Origin of the sequence: Agrobacterium tumefaciens (assembly GCA_025560025.1) — a bacterium.
In the GTDB taxonomy this organism is placed as follows: Bacteria; Pseudomonadota; Alphaproteobacteria; order Rhizobiales; family Rhizobiaceae; genus Agrobacterium.
Genome location: CP048486.1, coordinates 1,943,940 through 1,965,390 on the forward strand (window position 1 = coordinate 1,943,940; position 21,451 = coordinate 1,965,390).

The window sequence follows — 21,451 nt, forward strand, 5'->3', positions numbered from 1 at the left end:
AGGAACCACGCCCAATTCATGATCCCGGCTTTCGGCAAAATATGAGGTACGTACATCATTTTTCGGTTTACCTCGCCCTCAAAGCTGGATATTCAAAGGCGAGGGGAGGAACCATGAAGCCGACAGTTCACGACATCGCCGAGAGGGCGGGCGTCAGCCTCGCCACCATAGACCGGGTGCTGAACATGCGCCCCGGCGTGCATGCGGCCACCCGCGCACGGGTGGAGGCGGCGATTGCCGAGCTTGGTTATGTGCGCGATATCGCCGCCGCCAATCTGGCCAAGGGGCGCAACTATTCGCTGGTCTTCATCCTGCCCGGCAACGACAATTCCTTCATGGCGACGCTGCGGGCCGAGGTGCGGGCCGCAGCCAGCCGCGCCCATCTGGAACGCACGGCAATCCGCATCATCGAGGTGCCGCCCTTCAACGCCGCGGCGCTGACCGAAGCGCTCGAGGTTGCGCGGCGGGAAAAACCCTCGGGCGTCGCTTTCGTCGCCACTGATTCAGAAGATGTGGCGGAAGCGGCAGACCGGCTGGCGGATGACGGCATCGCCAGTGTCACGCTGGTTTCCGATCTCTCCGGCTCGCGGCGCGACCATTATGCCGGCGTGGACAATGTCGCGGCGGGGCGCACGGCGGCGAGCCTCATGGGGCGGTTCCTCTCCGGGCGCGGCGGCGATATCGCCGTTGTTGCCGGCTCCATGCTGGTGCGTGACCATCGTGAGCGTCTGGAAGGTTTTCGCAGCGTCATCGAGTCGGAATTTCCGCAATTGCGGCTTCTGCCGGTACTGGAGGGCAAGGATGACCCTGCCGCCGTAGAGGCGCTGGTTGCTGGTGCGCTGGGCAACAACGCGCTATCAGGCATCTACAGTCTCGGCGCCGGCAATCGCGGCCTCATCCGGGCGCTCAGAGCTGCGGGTGGCGAGAGGCCGCTTTCTGTCATCGCCCATGAACTGACGGAAAACACCGCCAATGCACTGCGGGAAGGGGTGCTCGACGCTGTGCTCAACCAGGATGCCGGCCATGAGGTGCGCAGCGCCATCCGCGTGTTGAAGGCGCGCGCCGATGGCCAGTCCGTCATCGCGGCGCAGGAACGTATCCGTATCGACATATTCCTCAGGGACAATCTGCCCTGAGAGCGCATTTCCAGGAAAAGTGGCCGCCGGCTTTCCATCCGGAAATGCGGTGACTCTTAAAACCGCTGAAAGTGGCGCATGGAGCGCCGGAATGGAGAAATACATGTATCTCGGTCTCGATCTTGGAACATCCGGCATCAAAGCCCTGCTGATGGACGGCGATCAGAAGATCATCGGCTCGGCCAACGGCTCGCTGGATGTTTCGCGCCCGCATCACGGCTGGTCGGAACAGAACCCGGCCGACTGGATCGCCGCCGCCCAGACAGCAGTCGCCGGGCTGAAGCAGAAGTTTCCGAAGGAGCTTGCCGCCGTCAAGGGCATCGGCCTTTCCGGCCAGATGCACGGCGCGACGCTGATCGATGCGGCCGGCAGGGTGCTGCGTCCCTGCATTCTGTGGAACGATACGCGTTCTTACGCCGAGGCGGCCGCACTCGATGCCGATCCGCGTTTCCGCAAGATCACCGGCAATATCGTTTTCCCCGGCTTCACCGCGCCGAAACTTGCCTGGGTGGCGAAAAACGAACCTGAAATCTTCGCGAAAGTGGCCAAGGTATTGTTGCCGAAGGATTATCTGCGGCTGTGGCTGACCGGCGAATATATCTCCGAAATGTCCGACTCCGCCGGCACCTCCTGGCTCGACACCGGCGCGCGCAAGTGGTCTGCCGAGCTTCTCTCCGCCACCGGGCTGGATGAAAAACATATGCCCTCGCTGGCGGAAGGCACCGATGAGGCGGGCGTTCTGCGGTCCGAACTCGCCTCCGAATGGGGCATTGCGGGCAGGGCCGTGGTTGCCGGTGGTGCCGGCGACAACGCGGCTTCCGCCTGCGGCATGGGCACGGTGAAGGAAGGTCACGCCTTCGTGTCGCTTGGCACCTCCGGCGTGCTGTTTGCCGCCAACGCCTCCTATCTGCCGAAGCCGGAAAGCGCCGTTCACGCCTTCTGCCACGCGCTGCCCAACACCTGGCACCAGATGGGCGTCATCCTGTCCGCCACCGATGCGCTCAACTGGTATTCGCGCCTCACCGGCAAGTCCGCCGCCGACCTGACGGGCGAACTGGGCGAAACGCTTCTGGCCCCGACCGGCGTGACCTTCGCGCCCTATCTTTCCGGCGAGCGCACGCCGCATAATGACGCCGCCATTCGCGGCTCCTTCATCGGCCTTTCCCATGAAAGCGACCGCAAGGCGCTGACGCAGGCGGTGCTGGAAGGGGTTACCTTCGCCATCCGCGACAATCTCGAAGCGCTGAAATCCGCCGGCACCACCATTTCCCGCGTCACCGCCATCGGCGGCGGCTCACGCTCGGCCTATTGGCTGGCCTCGATTGCCACATCGCTCGGTGTGCCCGTGGATATTCCGGCGGAGGGCGATTTCGGTGCTGCCTTCGGCGCCGCGCGTCTTGGTCTGATTGCGGCAACCGGGGCCGACCCGGTCGCGGTCTGCACCCAGCCGCAGACGGCGCGCACCATCGAGCCGGTGGCGGCGCTTGGCGGCGCCTATGAGGAGGCTTACCGGCGGTATCACGCGCTTTACCCGGCGATCAGGGCGCTTTCGCATTGAGGCTTCGAGTTCGCCGCTTACCCCCTCTGCCCTGCCGGGCATCTCCCCCTCAAGGGGGGAGATCGGCAAGGCGCTAAGCTCATCACGTTAGATGCAACGATAGAGGTGGGCGGGACGGCCCAGCAATTCGATCTCCCCCCTTGAGGGGGAGATGTCCGGCAGGACAGAGGGGGGTAACCACGCCCTCCATCATTTCAACCAACCAAGGAGGATCCCCATGAGCACAGGTTTTTTCGGCGACATAACCAAGATCAAATATGAAGGCCCCGACAGCACCAATCCGCTGGCTTTCCGCCACTACAATCCCGATGAGATTGTTGCCGGCAAGCGCATGGAGGATCATCTGCGTTTCGCGGTGGCCTACTGGCATACCTTCACCTGGCCGGGCGGCGATCCCTTTGGCGGGCAGACGTTTCAGCGTCCGTGGTTCGAAGACACCATGCAGGCCGCCAAGCTGAAGGCCGATGTCGCTTTCGAATTTTTCTCGCTGCTCGGTTCGCCGTTTTATTGCTTCCACGATGCGGATGTACGCCCGGAAGGCAAAAACTTCGCTGAAAACACGAAGAACCTTAACGAGATCGTTGATTATTTTGCTGAAAAACAGGCTCAGACCGGCGTCAAGCTTCTCTGGGGAACGGCGAACCTCTTCTCCAACCGTCGCTTCATGTCGGGTGCGGCCACCAATCCGGACCCGGATGTTTTCGCTTTCTCCGCCGCCACGGTGAAAACCTGCCTCGACGCCACCAAGAAGCTCGGCGGCGCGAATTATGTTCTGTGGGGCGGCCGTGAGGGTTACGAAACCCTGCTCAACACCGATCTTTCCCGCGAGCTGGACCAGATGGGCCGTTTCCTCAATCTGGTGGTGGAATATAAATACAAGATCGGTTTCGAAGGCACGATCCTGATCGAGCCGAAGCCGCAGGAGCCGACCAAGCACCAGTATGACTATGACGTTGCCACCGTTTATGCCTTCCTGCAGAAGAACGGCCTCGAAAAGGAAGTGAAGCTCAATATCGAGCAGGGCCACGCCATCCTTGCCGGCCATTCCTTCGAGCATGAACTGGCTCTCGCCAATGCCTTCGGCATTTTCGGCTCCATCGACATGAACCGCAACGATTACCAGTCCGGCTGGGATACCGACCAGTTCCCCAACAACGTGCCGGAAATGGCGCTTGCCTATTACCACGTGCTGGCCGGTGGCGGCTTCAAGAATGGCGGCACCAATTTCGATGCCAAGCTGCGCCGCCAGTCGCTCGATCCGCAGGACCTGCTGATCGGCCATATCGGCGGCATGGATTGCTGCGCCCGTGGCCTGAAGGCGGCGGCGAAAATGGTCGAGGACGGCGCGCTGTCCAAGCCGCTTGCGGAACGTTACGCCGGGTGGGACGCCCCCGAGGCCCAGAAGATGCTGCGCGGCGAGCTGAAGCTCGACGAGATCGCGGCACTGGTGGAGCGCGAGGATATCAATCCCGAGCCGAAATCCGGTCGTCAGGAATATCTGGAGAACGTGGTCAACCGTTACGTTTGACCGGGTCCTTGTTTCCAAAAAAGAAGGCGGGGGAACATCTCCCGCTTTCGTCGTTTCGGCTTGACGATCTCCGTCACGGCACACGCGACGTCATCCTCGCCCTTGAGGCGAGGATCCACAAGCGGCTTGGTCGTGGATCCCCGGGTCAAGCAACCGTGGACCTATTGTGCGAAAGCGGTGTCTGATCGAGCGATAGCGTTGAGGATGGTGATGAGTTTCCGCACGGTTGCGATCATGGCGAGTTTGAAGGGCTTACCGCGGGTTCTGAGCCTTTGATAGAAGGCGCCGAGGACAGGGTCCCTGACCTTGATGGCGCTGAGGACGGCCATATAGGCGATGTCGCGCAGATGCTTTCTGCCGCCAACACATCGCCCGTTTTGGTCCGATGCGCCCGGCTGGCGCGCATAGGGCGCGACACCGATAAGGGCGGCGGCGACCTTTGCGGAGACTTTGCCCAGTTCCGGCATGTCGGCGAGCAGTGCCGTTGCCAGGACCGGCCCGACGCCGGTGACCTGGCGAAGGCGGGCATGGCTTTTGCGCAGCCGCGGCGTCTGCGCCAGCACATCACCGATTGCCGCATCCAATGTGGCGATATCCTGAGCGATGGTCCGCAGGCGCTCCCCGATCAGGTCGCGCACCAGCGGTTCGTCGATGGTGTCGAGTTGGCTGACCAGCCCGCTCCTTTCGGCCAGCAGGCGCCGGCGGTGGGTGCTGATCGCATGCAGCCTGCGGCAAGCCGGATCAGGCGCGTAGGGTGTGAGGTCACGCCATACCGCCATCAGATAACGGGCGATCATGGCCGCATCGATGCGGTCGGTTTTGGCCAGCTGGCCGATGGCGCGGGCAAAGCTGCGCACGCGGGCAGGCGCCACGACATAAACCTCAAGGCCTTCGGCATGAAGACCATCGGCCAGCCTGCTTTCATAACCGCCCGAGGCTTCGAGACCGATGGCGACCGGCCCCAGTCCCCTAAGGCGCCGGGCCAGCTGCGTGATCTCGTCCGGTGACGAGCCGCAACGAAAGCTTTTACCGGCGGGATGGGATATGGATGTCGAAGTACTGCTTGGAAACGTCGATGCCGACGACGGCGATATCATGTATCATGGCCTTGCTCCCAGGCTTGTGGTGCGGGCAAAAGCCCGATCAACCGTTCGGGGTCAAAGGGAGCAGGCAGGGCCTTGCTTGACCTCGGCTGTTTAAACCAGCCCGAAAAAACGGCCGCCTGCCTGCATCAGCCGGGCTTGCGCTGCCAGGCTGATGCATCCAGTAAACCACAAATCGTCCACACAAGCCCGAGGATGACGGAGGTGAGGGCTGTCTGTGGCCAACGCCCGCGTCCTCACCCATTCTTCCTGAACCACGCCGAGAGATAATCCACGAAGCTGCGCACCTTGGCGGGCAGGTAGCGGCGATGCGGATAGACCGCGTAAATACCGCGATCCTTGGAAATATAGTCATCGAACAGCGTCACCAGCTCGCCGGACTGGATATAGGGCCTGGCGATGAAATCCGGCACGAGCGCAATGCCGAGCCCGGCGCGGGCGGCGCGCAGCGTCGCCTGCGGGCTGTTGACCTCAATTGGCCCGCTGATGGCGACCGAGTTCGAGCCGCCATCCGGCTCGAGATAACGCACCGTATTGTGGAAGCGGGTGTTGGTGTCGATGATGAAGGGAACGCGGGAGAAATCCTGCGGCCCGTCAAGCGGTCCATGCTGGGCCACAAAATCCGCCGTCGCCACCGCATAGACCCGGAAATCGGAAAGCTTGCGGGCGATGAGGCCCGAATCTTCCAGCCGCGTGATTCGAACCGCAAGGTCGAAACCTTCCTCGATCAGATCGACGAATCGGTCCTCGGCGACGATTTCGAGCGACAGTTCCGGATTTTCCTTGGCGAAATCGATCAGGCTCTGACCGACATCGGCGTCGATGAAGGTGCGGGGAACCGAAATCCGGAGCTTGCCTTTCAGATCCGCATTCTTCTCACGCACCAGATCGGCAAGGTTGTCGATCTCCTTCAAAATGTCGGATGCGGTGCGGTAATAAGTGTGTCCGGCCTCCGTCAGGGAAAATTGCCGGGTTGTGCGATTGAGAAGCAATGCGCCGAGATCATCTTCCAGTTCCCGCACATATTTGGACAAAAGCGCCTTGGAACGCCCGGTCTTGCGCGCAGCGGCGGAAAAACCTTCCGCTTCGACAACATCGATAAAGGCGCGGATGCGGGTGAGCGTGTCCATGGGAATCCTCCGGTTCGTTCCATATAATTGAACGCTGGGGGCTGACTGTTCAACCCTAAATTCGCTGCCGAAAAAATCCGCGATTTGATGAAAAAATCCTCTTGATTATGACTGCGAATATTCTTATTTCACGGGCTGCCCAAAGTCGCACGTGCCCATGTGTGTCCGCCGATTCCTCGATGTGGTGAGGATTTAGGTAAGGTACCTGGAACTAACCCCTCCAGTCGCTATTCCGGCCAACCGGGAAATGCGAGGACATATGAAGCAACGACGGTGCGGGCCTTTCTGGTTCTCTGCCGGCTTTCCATCAGCCGGGGTACTGAAGAGGCACACCATCATTGCCTGAAGTGCGGTCGGGTCAATCCCTCCAATCGATGGCAGACAAAGCCGAATGATGCTCTGGCAGGGCGTCGTTCACATTCGCGCCTTGAGCGTATGCTATTGAATCTGCGCCTCCACCGGCTGATTCGTCTGCATATCTCGAGCGTCCTTTGTCCTCCGGATTTTCCGGAGCCGGTTTTATAGGGAATATATCGATGACGACTGCACGCATTCTCGACTTCATCAAGACCCGACGTCCCGAAGGCCCTTGCCTTGTGGTTGATCTCGACGTCGTGCGCGACAATTTCAACGCGTTCCGGCACTCCCTGCCGAACAGCGCGATCTATTATGCCGTGAAGGCAAACCCGGCTCCCGAAATCCTGAAGCTGCTCGCTTCGCTCGGCTCCAACTTCGATTGCGCCTCCGTGGCTGAAATCCAGATGGCGCTCGATGCCGGTGCAACTGCTGACCGCATCTCCTTCGGCAACACCATCAAGAAGGAACGCGATGTTGCGCGCGCCCATGCGCTCGGCATCGATCTTTTCGCCGTGGACAGCCATGAGGAAGTCGAGAAGGTTGCCCGTGCAGCTCCCGGCGCGCGCGTCTTCTGCCGCGTGCTGACGGATGGCGAAGGCGCCGAATGGCCGCTGTCGCGCAAGTTCGGCTGCGTGCCGCAGATGGCTGTCGATGTTCTGGTCTATGCACATCAGCTGGGTCTCGAATCCTACGGCGTGTCGTTCCATGTCGGTTCGCAGATGATGAATCTCGACGCATGGGATGCGGCGCTGGCCGATGCAAAGCGGGTCTTTGCTTCGCTCTCCAAGCAGGGCATCCACCTGCAGATGGTCAATATGGGCGGCGGTTTCCCGACCAAGTACCTGCGTGACGTTCCGGCTGCCGAAGAATACGGTCAGGCAATCGACGCGGCGCTGCGCAAGCACTTCGGTAACCAGATTCCGAAGACGATCATCGAGCCGGGCCGCGGCATGGTTGGCAATGCGGGCGTCATCAAGGCGGAAGTCGTTCTCGTCTCGAAGAAGTCCGACAATGACAACCACCGCTGGGTGTTCCTCGACATCGGCAAGTTCGGCGGTCTCGCCGAGACGATGGACGAGGCGATCCGTTACCCGATCCGCACCGAGCGCGATCAGGACGAGATGCAGCCCTGCGTTCTGGCCGGTCCGACCTGCGACAGCGCCGACGTGCTGTATGAAAAGAACATGTACCCGCTGCCGGTCTCTCTGACCATCGGTGACGAAGTTCTGATCGAAGGCACGGGCGCCTATACGACGACCTATTCGGCGGTTGCCTTTAACGGCTTCGAGCCGCTGAAAGCCTACGTCATCTAAAGCATCCGACCGAAAAGCGTAGTGCGTTTTCGGGAAATCCGATGCTTCGATAAAAGTCCGAGCGCCGTCCGCTGAAAAGGGCGGCGTCTCGACCAAGCTTCCGTTCCGGCCCTGCCGATTGTGCTGTTGCGCAAATCCCTGCTTGCTGCTCCTCTTCCAGCCGAGGAAAGCGTGTCGGCGGGCCGGAACGGCTCCACCATTTTTCATCAAGGGCCGCGTGTGGGCGGTTGTGTGACGGGAGGCCAAGAATGGCCGCTCTTTTGAATTCGGTACGGGCATTTTTCACACCGCAGACATTTCATGTCGATCAGGAAAATCCGGGCGATGTCGTTGCCCGTGAGAACCTGCTGGACCGCGCCATGGGCGCCGGCCGCCGCCGCAAGTCTTCCGAGAAGCTGCGCGCTGGCCGCGTTCCGGCCGAAGGCCTGGCGCTGGTCGCCCGTGATGAGGATGGCCATGTCATCGGCACGGTGCGCCTGTGGAATGTCGAAGCCGGCATTTCGCGCGAAGGCCGCGTCGTCGAAGCGCTGCTGCTCGGTCCGCTGGCCGTCGACGCCGCCCATGAGGGCAAGGGCATCGGCTCGGCACTGATGCGTGCAGCGATCTCCGAAGCCACAAAGCGCGGCCACGGCGCCATTCTTCTGGTTGGTGACGCCCCCTATTACGAGCGTTTCGGCTTCTTCGCCGAAAAGGCCCAGCACCTGATCATGCCCGGCCCGTTCGAGCGCAGCCGTTTCCTGGCGCTGGAACTGAAGGCTGGCTGGCTGGAAGGCGCTGCCGGCCTTCTGGTGGCAAGCGGGCGCAGGCTCTCGGCCTGAGACGAACAGTTCCGGCGGTCCGGCCCGTTTCTATGCCGGGACCGGACCGCCGGAAATTCTGTTTCCGCAAAATAGTCTTTCATGCAAAGCTGCGATATCGGATTGGGTGCCGGTTTGCAGGGCAGGCGATATCGTAAAGCCTGCCCGTTTTCTGCGTCAGCCTGTATGTGCTCCGGTGTGATTTTCAGCAGCGGGGTTCAGGCATGCAGGCAACTCTTCTTCGGGTAAACCGCGACTACCGCCTTCTTTTCTCCGCCAGTGCCGTATCCAATCTTGCCGATGGCATATCCATGGTGGCGATACCCTGGCTTGCCACGCTGCTGACGAGCGATCCGCTGCTGATCTCCATGATTGCGGTGGCGCAGCGGATGCCCTGGCTGCTCTTTGCGCTTCCCGTTGGCGTCTGGACGGATCGGAGCGACCGACGCCTGCTGATGGTGCGGGCCGATCTGGCCCGGCTGGCGCTGATGATCTGCGCCGTTGCCATGATCTCCGCCACCACGGCGCTTCCTCGAGCGGCGGATGCCGGTATGACGGGGATTTTTTCGCTGGCGGTGATCGCTTTCCTGCTTGGCTGCGCCGAGGTTGTTCGGGACAATGCGGCGCAGACGATCCTGCCGTCGCTGGTTGCCCCCGGTGATCTCGAACATGCCAACGGCCAGATGTGGAGCGCGGAACAGGTTACGGGCCAGTTCATCGGCCCGCCACTGGCCGGCCTTTTGATTACCGCCGGTATCGCCTTTCCCTTCGGTCTGGATGCCGGGTTTTATGCGGCATCCGCCCTGCTGATCTGGTTGATCGTGCTGCCGCCGCGCAGGCCGTCCGGCACCTTTGCCTTCTGGCCCGCATTGCGGGAGGGGCTTGGCTGGATGCGGCATAACAGGATGATCCTGCGGCTTGCCCTCATGCTGGGCATTATCAATGCCGTCTTCATCGGCGGAATGACGATCCTTGTCCTTTATGCGCAGGAGGTGCTTCAGCTGTCGGCGGCGGCCTATGGTGTTTTGCTGACCTGTGGTGCTGCCGGCGGCGTTCTCGGTGGGCTGGCCTCACCCTGGCTTGCCCGCCGGTTGGGCGCGCGGAAAAGCCTTGTTCTGGCGCTCTGCACCTTCGCGCTGTTCAATCTGGTGCTTGGCCTGTCCGGCTCCGTGCCGCTTGTGGCGGTGGGCCTGTTTTTCGAGGCCGCAGCCGGCATGCTCTGGAATGTGGTGACGGTCAGCTACAGGCAAAGGCTCATTCCGGATGAGCTGCTCGGCCGCGTCAATTCGGTTTACCGGTTTTTCGGCTGGGGCGCGATGTCGTTCGGTGCGCTTGCCGCAGGTTTGCTCGTCACCCTTGCCGAGCCCGCGCTTGGCCGTATCGCCGCGCTCCATCTGCCCTATCTGGTCGGGGCGGCGATTTGCACGGCTCTGGCATTATATGGTTTCTTCCGGCTGCGCTTTTGAAACATGGCGTCTCAACCGCCATTTCGCGATCATGGGCAAATAGGTGCCTGATGTCTCTTGCCTCAGATGAATTGCGGGTATATACCCGAAACAAATGTCAAACGATAGCTGCCACTGCATCCTGTTGCGCAAAGCATCCCGCAAGGTCTCGTCCTATTATGACGAGGCCCTGGCGCCGCTTGGCGTCAATATCGGCCAGTTCAGCCTGTTGCGGAATATCAACCGCATGGCGCCGGTGTCGCTGACGGATCTTGCCGCGCGGGTGGAACTGGATCGCTCCACCGTCGGCCGCAATACAAAGGTGCTGGCCCGCATGGGGCTGGTGGCCATCGGCCATGGTGAGGATCAGCGTGAAGCGATGCTGACCGTGACGGAGGAGGGCCATGCGATCTTGAAGGCTGGGGCGCCGCTCTGGGACGGTGTGCAGGATGAGATCGAGGCCCGGCTTGGGCCGGAAAAAACCGCGCAATTGCAGGAACTGCTCGCAGCCCTGTAGTTTTTTGATGATGAAGCGGGTATCTGCCCGCAAAATAGGGTATATACCCGTAAAATTTCGGCCACAGGCCGCTGGAAAGGGATTTTGAACATGCTCTCCACACGCCTCGCCAGCTGGATGGCCGACAGAAATATACATTATGGCTGGCTTGTTGCCGCAACCACCTTTCTGACCATGCTGGCAACCGCCGGGGCGATGGGATCGGCGGGGGTGATGATCCAGCCGCTACATCAGGAATTCGGCTGGGATATCGCCGATATTTCGTCGGCTATGGCGGTGAGGCTTGTGCTTTTCGGATTGCTTGGGCCTTTCGCCGCCGCCTTCATGAACCATTTCGGCATTCGCCAGGTGGTGTCGACGGCGCTTGCCCTGATCATGGGCGGCATCGTCGCCTCGTTTTTCATGACTGAGGTGTGGCAGTTGCTGCTGCTCTGGGGCGTGGTTATCGGCGTCGGCACCGGCATGACCGCGCTGGTGCTGGGCGCAACCGTGGCATCGCGCTGGTTTTCCAAACGCCGGGGACTGGTGATCGGTCTGATGACGGCCAGCAACGCGACCGGCCAGCTGGTTTTTCTGCCGTTGCTCGCGGCCTTGACAGAGGCTTATGGCTGGCGCACCGCCCTGACACTGTCTGTTGCGGTGATTGCTTCTGCCATGGTTCTCGTGCTGCTTTTGATGCGAGACCATCCCGCCGATGTCGGCCTGCCCGCCTATGGCGAGACGGTGGTGGCAAAGTCGCCGCAGCAGGACCACAAGTTCCTTGCAACGCTGGCATCCCCGCTTGTGACGTTGAAGAGCGTGTCCGGTAACCCGGTGTTCTGGGTGTTGTTCGGCACTTTCTTCGTCTGCGGGCTTTCGACCAACGGCCTTATCCAGACACACTGGATTTCCATCTGCGGTGATTTCGGCATGGCGGCGGTTACGGCGGCGGGCACGCTGGCGGTAATCGGCATTTTCGATTTCTTCGGCACCATATTCGCCGGCTGGCTTTCCGACCGTTTCGATAATCGCTTCCTGCTCTTCTGGTTTTATGGGCTGCGTGGTCTGTCTCTGATCTATCTTTCCTTCTCGGGTTTCAGCTTCGTGGAGCTTTCGGTCTTCGCCGTGTTCTACGGGCTGGACTGGGTTGCGACCGTGCCGCCGACAGTGAAGCTTGCCGCCGAGAATTTCGGTCGCGAAAAGGCGGGGCTGGTGTTCGGCTGGGTGTTTGCAGGCCACCAGCTGGGGGCGGCTACCGCCGCCTTCGGCGCCGGTTTCTTCAAGAGCGACTTCGATACCTACATGCCCGCGCTCCAGATTGCCGGCCTGATGTGCATGATCGCGGCTGTCTCGGTGCTGCTTCTTAAAAAACCGGGTTCTGCCACTTTGGTGCCGCAGGCAGCCTGAAGGCTAAGCCACACAAGCAAGGGGGCCTGTATTCGCAGGCCCTCTTCGTATTTTCCGGCCGCCGGCGGCAATCCAGATTACCGGCGGTAATCGCGATATTGACCATTGTCATGGCTGTTCGTTGCGCAATTGTCACAATGCACGCCGGCTCGCCGTTCTGGCTCGCCATTGGCCTTTCGGTTTGATCCATCTCAATCCGTTTGCTTCTCCCTTCGCGATAGTGGCCCCAAGCGGTTGCGGCAAGCGAGGATTCGCGAAGGCCCGCCGTCATCAGCCGGTTTCCCGGGCTTGCCCGGCTGCGGCGCGCTATAGGAGAGATGGAATGACGAACAGGAACATAAAAACCGCCTTGCTTGCCAGTGTCGCGGTTGGCGTCGCGGCCACATTGATGTCGGCCAATGTGATGGCTGCCGATCTTGCAGCGGCAGCACCGGCACCCACCGCCGAAGAGGCGATTGCAGCGGCAAGCCCATGGATGCTGCGCGTGCGCGGCCTTGGCGTCATCACCCATGACAGCGGCAGCGTTGACGGTGTGCCGGGTGCGGGCCTGTCCTATTCGGACACCGTGATCCCCGAACTCGACATCAGCTATTTCTTCACCGAAAACTTTGCCGCCGAGCTTATCCTTGGTACCACCTATGCCAAGATCAATGGCGAAGGTGTGCTGGCCGGCACGCCTGTGGGCAAGACGTGGCTGCTGCCGCCGACGCTGACCCTGCAATATCACTTTACCGACTTCGGCGCCTTCAAGCCCTATATCGGCGCGGGTGTGAACTACTCGCTGTTCTACAATCAGTCGGAAAAGCCCGGTTTCAGCAATCTCGACGTCAAGAACAAGCTCGGCGCGGCCGTGCAGGTGGGCTTCGACTATATGCTGGACGAGCATTGGGGCGTGAACTTTGACGTGAAGAAAATCTTCCTGAAGACCGACTGGACGGCGGAACTCGGCGGCACGCCGATCAGCGGCAAGGCGAAGCTCGATCCATGGCTGATCGGCGCGGGTATCACCTATCGCTTCTGATTGCGGGGGCGGGCGCTCCCTTTGACGGGCGGCGCTTTCTAAGCTATAGGGACGGCCACGGGCAAAGAGCCCCGGCCGTCCGCAGGCGCTTGCGCCCCTGGTGAAGCTCTTTCTTTAATAACGGTCATCCCATGTTTTGCATGTCGTCGATGGCAACGCGGACCCCCTTCGGAATAGTCGGCATGCGCATGTTGGAGAACCGTTATGAACGTGTCCAAACCGCTTCCCGCACTTGAAGGGCTGAAAGAGCAGGCAAAGGGCCTGCGCGCCGCCCTTGAAGGTGAGGGGCAGGCAATCACCCATTCGAAGGCGCTGGAACTCATCGCCGCGCAATATGGCTTCCGCGACTGGAATACCCTGCACGCCGCAGCCGGTAACCGCCCCGCCTTCAACCCCTATCTTCTGGGGTCGCGTGTGGAAGGGTTTTACCTCGGCCAGCCCTTCGTGGCTTCGGTGCTGGGCGTGCAGGCGCTTGGCGGCGATCCCGAACGCTACCGGCTGACCCTGCATCTCGATGATCCCGTGGATGTGGTGAGTTTCGAAAGCTTTTCCGCTTTCCGGCAGCGCGTTCACTGCAACGTCGATACGTCCGGACGCACGGTGGAGAAAACCTCCAACGGCCGGCCGCAGGTGGAGCTCGTCTGGTAGGGGAGCGGGCAGAGTTTCTTGCCGTCACCTCTAAAACAGCGCACCAGATTGTTGGCGTCGTCGCGCCGCGTTCCGATTCAGGGTCGGAATGCGGTGTGCCGCAGCTGTTCGGGAGCGAAGGCCGACAAAGAGAGCATGCCCTGTTGCAATTCCTGCTTGGGCGGCAGTATAATCAAGTCTACATTGTTGAATATTGTATTTTTATAACAAATTTTGAATGAGGTATTGATGAGCGCGGAGCGCAATCCCGGGCGTTGGATTTACGTTGATTCCATTCGAGGCATAGCGGCCCTGGCGGTGATATACATTCATATTGCCGAGGTTGCCTATAAGAACAGATTTTCGACCTATGCGGTCGAGCATTATCTGTTTTACTTTTTTTCGGAATACTTCGATCTCGGCAAGATCGCCGTCGTTATGTTCTTTGCCGTTTCCGGGTTTGTTATTCCCTTTTCCTTGCTGAAGGCAAACAAGGCGCCCTTGCGCAGCTTTGCGATTTCGCGATTTTTCAGGCTCTACCCCGCTTACTGGGGGTCGATGGTCCTTGCTCTGTTGATTATCCCGCTGGTGCGCGGAGATGTCTTCACGCTTGGCCAGATCATCGCCAATGGGACGATGCTGCAACAGTTTATGGGGCAGCAAAATATTCTCGGCGTCTATTGGACGCTGCAGATAGAAATCCTGTTTTATGTCGTCAGCGCCATGCTGTTCTATGTCAGGCTCCTCCATAAGCCGGAGGCGGCAGCGGGTGCTGTGGTGTTCTTCCTGCTCTGCGCCGTCGCCATGGGGGCGGCGCGGTATGGTACGGGCATCAAATTGCCGGTCGCCATTCCGCTTGGACTGACCGTCATGTTCTGGGGATTGTTGTGGCGTCACGGCGCGGGTGAAGAGGCTGGCGCGCATATGCGGCGGCTCATCCTTGCCACATCCCTCCTCATCATCTTCACCGTGCCTGTCGTCAGCCTTCTGAGCTATAATGTGGATATGGGGTTCGGTGAGACCTGGTACCGTTATACGATTGCCTATTATGCGGGAATGGCGCTGTTTGCGCTCTTCACGACAAAGCTTCGTATCACGCACCCGGTTTTCGTCTGGCTCGGCGCGATAAGCTATTCCGTGTATCTGCTTGGCCCGGTCGCCCAGCCGATCGTGGAATATGTTCTTCCCTATCGGCAGCTGGCTCCCTATCCCGTTCACGTCACCATCATCCTGACCTTCGCCCTGACGGTGATCATGGCTTATGTGAGCTACAGGTTCATCGAGCTGCCGTCACAAAAGCTCGGGAAGAAACTCGCCTCACGCCAGCCCGCTCAAGTGGCGATATCATCGGCATGAATGCACCGGCATTGCCGCAGGATGCAGCTATGCCGGTGCGCTCGGTTTCAAATCCGTTTGCCTGACGCGTCGAACAGATGGAAATCCTTTGCCTGGGCGGCGATCCGCAGCGTTTCGCCGATGCGCAGCTGCGAGCGACCGTGAACGCGGAAGACGATGGTGGTGCCATCGGCGAAGGAGCCGTGTACATAGCTTTCCGCCCCTACCAGTTCCACGGCATCCACCTGCACGGTGCCGGTGAAGGCGGCGTCGGCCGGGGCTTCGGTGGCAAGCGTGATGTCTTCCGGGCGAATGCCGAGCGTGGCGACGGTCTGCGGTAGTGCTGTAACACCGTTCACCGACCAGCCGGTAGAGCCATTGGACGAGGCCGTGCCGTGCGCCAGAAGGTTCATGGAGGGCGAACCGATGAAGGTGGCGACGAAGGTGGTCGCCGGCTTCTCATAAAGCTCGATCGGCGTACCCATCTGCTCGATGCGGCCGGCGTTCAGCACCACCAGCCGATCGGCGAGCGTCATGGCCTCCATCTGGTCATGGGTCACATAAACGCTGGTGGTGGCGAGCGAACGTTGCAGGCGGCGGATTTCCACCCGCATCTGCACGCGCAGCTTGGCGTCGAGGTTGGAGAGCGGCTCATCGAACAGGAAGGCGGCCGGCTTGCGCACAATGGCGCGGCCCATGGCTACGCGCTGGCGCTGGCCGCCGGAAAGCTGGCGCGGCTTGCGCTCCAGGAACTGCTCTATCTCCAGCGCCTTGGCCGCCTCGGTGATGCGCCGCTCGATCTCTTCCTTCGGCGTGTTGCGGTTCTTCAGGCCATAAGCAAGGTTCTGGCGCACCGTCATATGCGGATAAAGCGCATAGTTCTGGAACACCATGGCGATGTCGCGGTCGGAGGGTTCCAGATCGTTGACGACACGGTCGCCGATGATGATCTGGCCGCCGGATATGCCTTCCAGCCCGGCGATCATGCGCAGCAGGGTGGATTTTCCGCAGCCGGAGGGGCCGACGAGCACGATCATTTCGCCGTCGGCGATGTCCATCGACACGCCCTTGATGGCCTCGACATTGCCGCCATAAACCTTGCGGACGTCTTTCAGCGCAATTTTTGCCATTACTTTTCGGTCTCCACCAAACCTTTGACGAACCAGCGCTGCATCAGCACCACAACGATAATCGGGGGGATGATGGCGAGGATCGCCGTCACCATCACATAATTCCAGGGCGTCGAAGCGTCGGTGAAATCCACCATGCGCTTGAGGCCGATGATGATCGTGTTCATCTTGGCGTCGTTGGTCACGAGCAGCGGCCAGAGATACTGGGTCCAGCCATAGATGAACAGGATCACGAATAGGGCGGCGATATTGGTTCTCGACAGCGGCAACAGAATATCGCGCATGAAGCGGAACGGCCCTGCATTGTCGATACGCGCCGCCTCGACCAGTTCACCGGGAATGGTCAGGAAGAACTGCCGGAACAGGAAGGTTGCCGTGGCCGACGCCATCAGCGGCAGCGTCAGTCCCGCATAGGTGTCGATCAACCCAAGATCGACGATGACCTTGTAGGTGGGCAGGATACGCACTTCTACCGGCAGCATGAGCGTGATGAAGATCATCCAGAAAAAGCCCATGCGGAAAGGGAAGCGGAAGAAAACGATGGCGAAGGCCGACAGGAACGAAATGACGATCTTGCCGATGGCGATGGCGAGCGCCACGACGAAGCTGTTGAACAGCAGCCGCTCGAGGCTGACGCCCACCACTCTTTCGACACCGCCGACCATGGCCTCGGTGTAATTGGCGCTGAGATGATCGCCGGGCAGGAGCGACATGGGCGGGCGGATGATATCCGTCGACGTCATCGAGGAGGCGACGAAGGTGTAATAGATCGGGAAGGCCACAACGATGATGCCGAGAATGAGCATCAGATGGGCGACCATGCGGGCGACCGGGCGATTTTCAATCATTGTGAAATCCTCAGCCGTAATGCACGCGCTTCTCGACGAAGCGGAACTGGAAGGCGGTGAGCGCAATGACGATCACCATCAGGATGACCGATTGCGCGGCGGAAGAGCCGAGGTTCAGGTTCACGAAGCCATCATTATAGACCTTGTAGACCAGCGTTTCCGTCGCCTTGGCGGGGCCGCCGCCGGTAACGGCATGGATGATGCCGAAGGTATCGAAGAAGGCGTAAACCGTGTTGACGACCAGAAGGAAGAAGGTTGTCGGCGCCAGCAGCGGGAAAACGATGGTCCAGAAGCGCCGCGAACCGCGCGCGCCGTCAATGGAGGCCGCCTCCAGCAATGATTTCGGAATTGCCTGCAAGCCTGCGACAAAGAACAGGAAATTATAGCTGATCTGCTTCCACGCAGCGGCGGCGACCACCAGCAGCATGGCCTGATTACCGTCAAGCAGCGGGTCCCACATGATGCCGTTGCGGCGCAGGATATAAGAGAAGGTGCCCATGGCGGGGTTGAACATGAACAGCCACAACATGCCGGCGACGGCAGGCGCCACGGCATAGGGCATGATCATCATGGTGCGGTAAAAGCCCTTGCCGCGCACCACCCGGTCCGCCGCCGTTGCCAGAAGCAGCGCCAGCCCCATGGAGACGAGTGCGGTCAGCACACTGAAGATGACCGTGACCTGTAGCGAGTTCAGATAGCTCTCATCCGACAGCACGGCCGAAAAATTGGCCAGCCCGACGAAATTGCTGCTCAGCCCGAAGGCGTCCTCGCGCATGGTCGACTGGTAGAGCGCCTGGCTTGCGGGCCAGAAGAAAAAGACCACCGTGAGGATGATCTGCGGTGCGACCAGCAGATAAGGCAGGATCTTGTTGGGGAATACGACGCTTTGCACGGCGATCTCCTGATGAGATGGAAACGCCGCCCGCACCCTTTTTTGAGAATGCGGGCGGTGGCAGGGATCGTTTAGTTGCCGGCGGCCTGCTTGATGGCGGCGTCACCACGCTCCACGATCTTGTCGAGGGCGGCTTTCGCATCCTGCTTGCCGGCCAGCATCGCCTCGAACTCTTCGTTCATGATGTCGCGCACCTGCGGCAGGTTTACGAGGCGCACGCCCTTGGAGTTTTCTGTCGGCGGCTTGCCCATCATCTGTAGCAGCGGCGTTTCGCGAGCAGGGTTCTTGTCGTAGAAGCCGGATTTCTTGGTTTCCTCATAGGCCGCGATCGTTACCGGCATGTAGCCGGAGACCTGATGCAGGCGAGACTGGATCTTGGTCTGCGAGAGGAAATGGAAGAATTCGGCAACACCCTTATATTCAGCATCGCTCTTGCCGCCGAATACCCAGAGGCTGGCACCGCCGGGAATGGTGTTCTGCGGGCCATGACCCTCATAATAGGGCAGCTGGCCGATGCCGTAATTCATGCCGGTCTTGACGATATCGCCAAGGCCGCCGGAGGATTCGGTCAGGATGCCGCATTCGCCGGACATGAACAGCTGCTTGGCTTCCGAAGTGCGTCCGCCATAACGGAAGGTGCCGTCTTTCGCGAGATCGGCAATGGCCTGGAAGTGTTCGACGAAGAGCGGCGCGTTGACCGCAAGCTTCACATCCGTGCCGCCGAGGCCGTTTTCATTGCTGCCATAGGAGACGTTGTTCCAGGCGGCGAAGTTTTCGGTCTGGATCCATGTAAGCCAGGTGGAGGTGAACCCGCACTGCGCGGCACCGCTGGTCTTGATCTTCTTGGCGGCTTCGAAAACTTCCGGCCAGGTCTTCGGCGGGTTGGCCGGGTCAAGGCCTGCCTTCTGGAAGGTGTCCTTGTTGTAATAGAGGATCGGCGAGGATGAATTGTAAGGGAAGGACAGCATGGTGCCGTCCGGCTTGGAATAATAGGCGACGATGCCGGCCAGATATTCATCCTTGTTGAAGGTGTAGCCACCTTCCTTCAGCACATCCGCCACTGGCTTGATGGCACCGGCGGCACCCATCATCACGCCGGAACCGGCGTCGAATACCTGAATGATGGCCGGCGGCTGCTTGGCGCGGAATGCGGCGATGCCGGCATTCAGCGTTTCCGGATAGGTGCCCTTGAACACGGGCGTGATCTTGTAGTCTTTCTGGCTTTCGTTGAACTCTTTCGCAAGCGCGTCCACGACTTCGTTATTGGCGCCGGTCATGGCGTGCCACCACTGGATCTCCGTCGCAGCGAAAGCATTCGATGTGACAAAAAACGAAAGCGCGGATGCCGCAGCGAGGCGGTAGCTGAGTTTTTTCAAGGTCATTCCTCCCGTTTTAAAAACAGTAAAAGATACAGCCCCTTATTCCAGCCTATCCTCCTCGACATGGCTGTGGGCGACCCTTTCTGTATTAGCGGCCTGATTTAAAGCGAACTCTAACGAAAATGCAATAGAACGTGGAACGATTAAAACGAAAGTGAACGAAACGGTTTTATTATTCCATTTTTTGGGCGCTTTGGTTTTTTCGTATGCTTGTGGGCATGGTGTGTCACAGGGCAAGGGGATTGGTTCCTTAATGCCAGGGTCGAGTTTTCTCCTGAAACTCAGGCGCTCCCCCGTTCCTCTGCCTGCGGTGTGAAACCAGCCAGCCCAACTCCGTCGCTGAAAGGCGTCTTCGCGCCACACCGGGCCGGCGACGACAAAAGCACGTAAAATCTTTCTCGGGCATGTTGATATGTTATTACATAACATAGTAAGCCATCATAAGGTTTGCTGGCTGAAGGTGTGGATGTGTTCGGAATGAAACGAAAGAAGGCGGATGCGCTCAAGAGTGATTCGGCCATCATGCAATCCGCAGGAACGGTACCCGTCACCCTGCTCACAGGGTTTCTCGGGGCGGGCAAGACCACGCTTCTGAACGAGCTTCTGAACGAACCGGCCATGCGCGATGCCGCCGTCATCGTCAACGAATTCGGTTCGGTGCCCATTGATCACGGCCTGGTCCGCACGGGTTCGGAACGATATTTCAGGACCACGACGGGCTGCATCTGCTGCACCGCCACCAGCGATATCCGAACCTCGCTTTACGAGTTGCATCAGGCCTTTCTGGAGGGGGTGATGCCGGAAATATCGCGGGTCGTCATCGAAACCACCGGCCTTGCCGATCCGGCGCCGATCATCAACAGCCTCATTGCCGGCGGCACGCCCGCTATCGGCCTGCGCGACCACGTCGTTGCCCGGCACTTTCATCTCTCTGGCGTCGTCACGGCCTTTGACGTCACTTCGGGCCGAATGATGCTCGACAGTTTCATCGAGGGCTGGAAACAGCTCGCCTTCGCCGACCATATCGTTCTGACCAAAACCGATCTTGCCGATGCGACGGCGATGCAGCGAGAGAGCCTCTCCGATCTCAATCCCGCGGCGCGTTTTCATGATCGCAATGCAGGTGATTTCAATCTGCCGTCGCTTTTTGCGCCAGCGGATTATTCATTGCGCGGCAAGCCGGAGGATGTGCCGGGGTGGCTGGCAGCGGACAGGCTGAGCCTGCATGCCGGCCATGGGCACGATATCAACCGGCACGGCGTCGGGGTTGAAGCGTTCGATCTGACATTCGACGGGGCTTTCGATCCGCAGGCGATCGTCACCTTTCTTGAGCTGGTCACCAGCAATGTTCACTCCGGTCTCCTGCGGCTCAAGGGAATTTTTGGCGCGACGGATGATCCTGAGCGCCCGGTGGTCGCGCACGCCGTGCAGCACCGGCTTTATCCCCTGACCCGGCTGGCCGGCTGGCCGGACAGCAATCGCTCAACCCGCATTGTCCTGATCGGCATGGATATGCCGCAGCAGCCTATCCGCGATCTTTTCGACACATTGGCCTCGCAGGCGAGGCGAAAGGTTTCCCGATGACGGCAACAAATCCGCTTTCCCGTAGCGGCTCCGCGATCGTCGCGCAGGCCCGGCTTCTGAAACGATGGACGCGGGAACTGCTTCACCTCTCGGCGGATGACATCGTTTCCGTCAGCGAGCTTTCCTGTGCGCTGCCGGATTGCCCGCCCAAAGAAACCGTGATCCTCGTTCTGTCCCCATCCGGCGAAAACCGGCAATTGTCTGTTCACAAGGCGCTAATGGATGTCGCATTTGACGATATTATCCACGCCGTCGCCGCCAAACCGCGCTAAAGCCGGATGCGGCCAGCGCCACCGTGCTTGACGGCAGCCGCCGTCATCCGGCACTTGGGCGGCGATGACAGGATTCGCAGGTGATGAAGGGTA

The 21,451-nt window shown here is 60.1% G+C and carries 19 protein-coding genes; 13 read left to right on the plus strand and 6 right to left on the minus strand.

All coding sequences use genetic code 11. The features are described from left to right. Positions 1-113: 113 nt before the first annotated feature. The 3 genes from FY152_22790 to xylA all read left to right on the plus strand — a co-directional run bounded on the left by FY152_22790 (position 114) and on the right by xylA (position 4,222). Positions 114-1,136 carry a LacI family DNA-binding transcriptional regulator gene (locus tag FY152_22790; GenBank protein UXS34921.1) on the plus strand — a complete coding sequence of 341 codons (1,023 nt, stop codon included), beginning with the start codon at positions 114-116 and terminating at the stop codon, positions 1,134-1,136. Positions 1,137-1,239: 103 nt separating this feature from the next. Continuing rightward, the gene (gene xylB / locus FY152_22795; GenBank protein ID UXS35163.1) at positions 1,240-2,694 is read left to right on the plus strand and encodes a xylulokinase; all 1,455 of its coding nucleotides are present in this window, start codon (positions 1,240-1,242) and stop codon (positions 2,692-2,694) included. A gap of 217 nt (positions 2,695-2,911) precedes the next feature. Beyond that, positions 2,912-4,222, plus strand: a complete 1,311-nt coding sequence (xylA, locus tag FY152_22800; GenBank protein ID UXS34922.1) for a xylose isomerase — start codon at positions 2,912-2,914, stop codon at positions 4,220-4,222. A gap of 161 nt (positions 4,223-4,383) precedes the next feature. Here the strand turns inward: xylA and FY152_22805 are convergent, their stop codons facing one another. Both FY152_22805 and FY152_22810 read right to left on the minus strand, forming a co-directional pair. Then, on the minus strand, positions 4,384-5,319 hold the full coding sequence (locus FY152_22805) for an IS110 family transposase (protein UXS34923.1): 936 nt from the start codon (positions 5,317-5,319) through the stop codon (positions 4,384-4,386). Between the two features lie 242 nt (positions 5,320-5,561). Beyond that, positions 5,562-6,455 carry a LysR family transcriptional regulator gene (locus FY152_22810; protein ID UXS34924.1) on the minus strand — a complete coding sequence of 298 codons (894 nt, stop codon included), beginning with the start codon at positions 6,453-6,455 and terminating at the stop codon, positions 5,562-5,564. Positions 6,456-6,991: 536 nt separating this feature from the next. Between FY152_22810 and FY152_22815 the strand changes: the two genes are divergently transcribed. From FY152_22815 to FY152_22850, 8 genes are all read left to right on the plus strand, one after another. Next, positions 6,992-8,125: a type III PLP-dependent enzyme gene (locus FY152_22815; protein UXS34925.1), complete on the plus strand. Its 1,134-nt coding sequence runs from the start codon at positions 6,992-6,994 to the stop codon at positions 8,123-8,125. 248 nt (positions 8,126-8,373) lie between these two features. Beyond that, the gene (locus FY152_22820; protein ID UXS34926.1) at positions 8,374-8,943 is read left to right on the plus strand and encodes an N-acetyltransferase; all 570 of its coding nucleotides are present in this window, start codon (positions 8,374-8,376) and stop codon (positions 8,941-8,943) included. Between the two features lie 203 nt (positions 8,944-9,146). Continuing rightward, on the plus strand, positions 9,147-10,388 hold the full coding sequence (locus FY152_22825) for an MFS transporter (protein ID UXS34927.1): 1,242 nt from the start codon (positions 9,147-9,149) through the stop codon (positions 10,386-10,388). 94 nt (positions 10,389-10,482) lie between these two features. Further along, on the plus strand, positions 10,483-10,884 hold the full coding sequence (locus FY152_22830; GenBank protein UXS34928.1) for a winged helix-turn-helix transcriptional regulator: 402 nt from the start codon (positions 10,483-10,485) through the stop codon (positions 10,882-10,884). 90 nt (positions 10,885-10,974) lie between these two features. Continuing rightward, entirely contained in the window at positions 10,975-12,270 is a 1,296-nt protein-coding gene (locus FY152_22835) for an MFS transporter (protein ID UXS34929.1), read from the plus strand. 322 nt (positions 12,271-12,592) lie between these two features. After that, positions 12,593-13,291 carry an OmpW family protein gene (locus FY152_22840; protein ID UXS34930.1) on the plus strand — a complete coding sequence of 233 codons (699 nt, stop codon included), beginning with the start codon at positions 12,593-12,595 and terminating at the stop codon, positions 13,289-13,291. 204 nt (positions 13,292-13,495) lie between these two features. Continuing rightward, positions 13,496-13,939 carry a hypothetical protein gene (locus FY152_22845; GenBank protein ID UXS34931.1) on the plus strand — a complete coding sequence of 148 codons (444 nt, stop codon included), beginning with the start codon at positions 13,496-13,498 and terminating at the stop codon, positions 13,937-13,939. Between the two features lie 228 nt (positions 13,940-14,167). Beyond that, the gene (locus tag FY152_22850; GenBank protein UXS34932.1) at positions 14,168-15,274 is read left to right on the plus strand and encodes an acyltransferase; all 1,107 of its coding nucleotides are present in this window, start codon (positions 14,168-14,170) and stop codon (positions 15,272-15,274) included. A 47-nt stretch (positions 15,275-15,321) separates the two neighbouring features. Here the strand turns inward: FY152_22850 and FY152_22855 are convergent, their stop codons facing one another. From FY152_22855 to ugpB, 4 genes are all read right to left on the minus strand, one after another. After that, positions 15,322-16,383, minus strand: a complete 1,062-nt coding sequence (locus FY152_22855; protein UXS34933.1) for a sn-glycerol-3-phosphate import ATP-binding protein UgpC — start codon at positions 16,381-16,383, stop codon at positions 15,322-15,324. Then, a complete protein-coding gene (gene ugpE, locus FY152_22860) occupies positions 16,383-17,231 on the minus strand; it encodes a sn-glycerol-3-phosphate ABC transporter permease UgpE (protein UXS34934.1) in 849 nt (282 codons plus the stop codon). Before ugpE ends, FY152_22855 begins: the two co-directional genes overlap by 1 nt. 10 nt (positions 17,232-17,241) lie before the next feature. Next, a complete protein-coding gene (ugpA, locus tag FY152_22865) occupies positions 17,242-18,123 on the minus strand; it encodes a sn-glycerol-3-phosphate ABC transporter permease UgpA (protein ID UXS34935.1) in 882 nt (293 codons plus the stop codon). 71 nt (positions 18,124-18,194) lie between these two features. Then, the gene (ugpB, locus tag FY152_22870; GenBank protein ID UXS34936.1) at positions 18,195-19,505 is read right to left on the minus strand and encodes a sn-glycerol-3-phosphate ABC transporter substrate-binding protein UgpB; all 1,311 of its coding nucleotides are present in this window, start codon (positions 19,503-19,505) and stop codon (positions 18,195-18,197) included. Positions 19,506-19,979: 474 nt separating this feature from the next. Between ugpB and FY152_22875 the strand changes: the two genes are divergently transcribed. Together FY152_22875 and FY152_22880 are read left to right on the plus strand one after the other, a co-directional pair. Beyond that, entirely contained in the window at positions 19,980-21,086 is a 1,107-nt protein-coding gene (locus FY152_22875) for a GTP-binding protein (GenBank protein ID UXS34937.1), read from the plus strand. Continuing rightward, entirely contained in the window at positions 21,083-21,358 is a 276-nt protein-coding gene (locus tag FY152_22880; GenBank protein UXS34938.1) for a hypothetical protein, read from the plus strand. Before FY152_22875 ends, FY152_22880 begins: the two co-directional genes overlap by 4 nt. The last annotated feature ends 93 nt before the right edge of the window (positions 21,359-21,451 follow it).

Bases quoted from the DNA above. Each gene is read 5' to 3' on its own strand.
- FY152_22790 (UXS34921.1), top strand. From the start codon at position 114: ATGAAGCCGACAGTTCACGACATCGCCGAGAGGGCGGGCGTCAGCCTC.
- xylB (UXS35163.1), top strand. From the start codon at position 1,240: ATGTATCTCGGTCTCGATCTTGGAACATCCGGCATCAAAGCCCTGCTG.
- xylA (UXS34922.1), top strand. From the start codon at position 2,912: ATGAGCACAGGTTTTTTCGGCGACATAACCAAGATCAAATATGAAGGC.
- FY152_22805 (UXS34923.1), bottom strand. From the start codon at position 5,319: ATGATATCGCCGTCGTCGGCATCGACGTTTCCAAGCAGTACTTCGACA.
- FY152_22810 (UXS34924.1), bottom strand. From the start codon at position 6,455: ATGGACACGCTCACCCGCATCCGCGCCTTTATCGATGTTGTCGAAGCG.
- FY152_22815 (UXS34925.1), top strand. From the start codon at position 6,992: ATGACGACTGCACGCATTCTCGACTTCATCAAGACCCGACGTCCCGAA.
- FY152_22820 (UXS34926.1), top strand. From the start codon at position 8,374: ATGGCCGCTCTTTTGAATTCGGTACGGGCATTTTTCACACCGCAGACA.
- FY152_22825 (UXS34927.1), top strand. From the start codon at position 9,147: ATGCAGGCAACTCTTCTTCGGGTAAACCGCGACTACCGCCTTCTTTTC.
- FY152_22830 (UXS34928.1), top strand. From the start codon at position 10,483: ATGTCAAACGATAGCTGCCACTGCATCCTGTTGCGCAAAGCATCCCGC.
- FY152_22835 (UXS34929.1), top strand. From the start codon at position 10,975: ATGCTCTCCACACGCCTCGCCAGCTGGATGGCCGACAGAAATATACAT.
- FY152_22840 (UXS34930.1), top strand. From the start codon at position 12,593: ATGACGAACAGGAACATAAAAACCGCCTTGCTTGCCAGTGTCGCGGTT.
- FY152_22845 (UXS34931.1), top strand. From the start codon at position 13,496: ATGAACGTGTCCAAACCGCTTCCCGCACTTGAAGGGCTGAAAGAGCAG.
- FY152_22850 (UXS34932.1), top strand. From the start codon at position 14,168: ATGAGCGCGGAGCGCAATCCCGGGCGTTGGATTTACGTTGATTCCATT.
- FY152_22855 (UXS34933.1), bottom strand. From the start codon at position 16,383: ATGGCAAAAATTGCGCTGAAAGACGTCCGCAAGGTTTATGGCGGCAAT.
- ugpE (UXS34934.1), bottom strand. From the start codon at position 17,231: ATGATTGAAAATCGCCCGGTCGCCCGCATGGTCGCCCATCTGATGCTC.
- ugpB (UXS34936.1), bottom strand. From the start codon at position 19,505: ATGACCTTGAAAAAACTCAGCTACCGCCTCGCTGCGGCATCCGCGCTT.
- FY152_22875 (UXS34937.1), top strand. From the start codon at position 19,980: ATGAAACGAAAGAAGGCGGATGCGCTCAAGAGTGATTCGGCCATCATG.
- FY152_22880 (UXS34938.1), top strand. From the start codon at position 21,083: ATGACGGCAACAAATCCGCTTTCCCGTAGCGGCTCCGCGATCGTCGCG.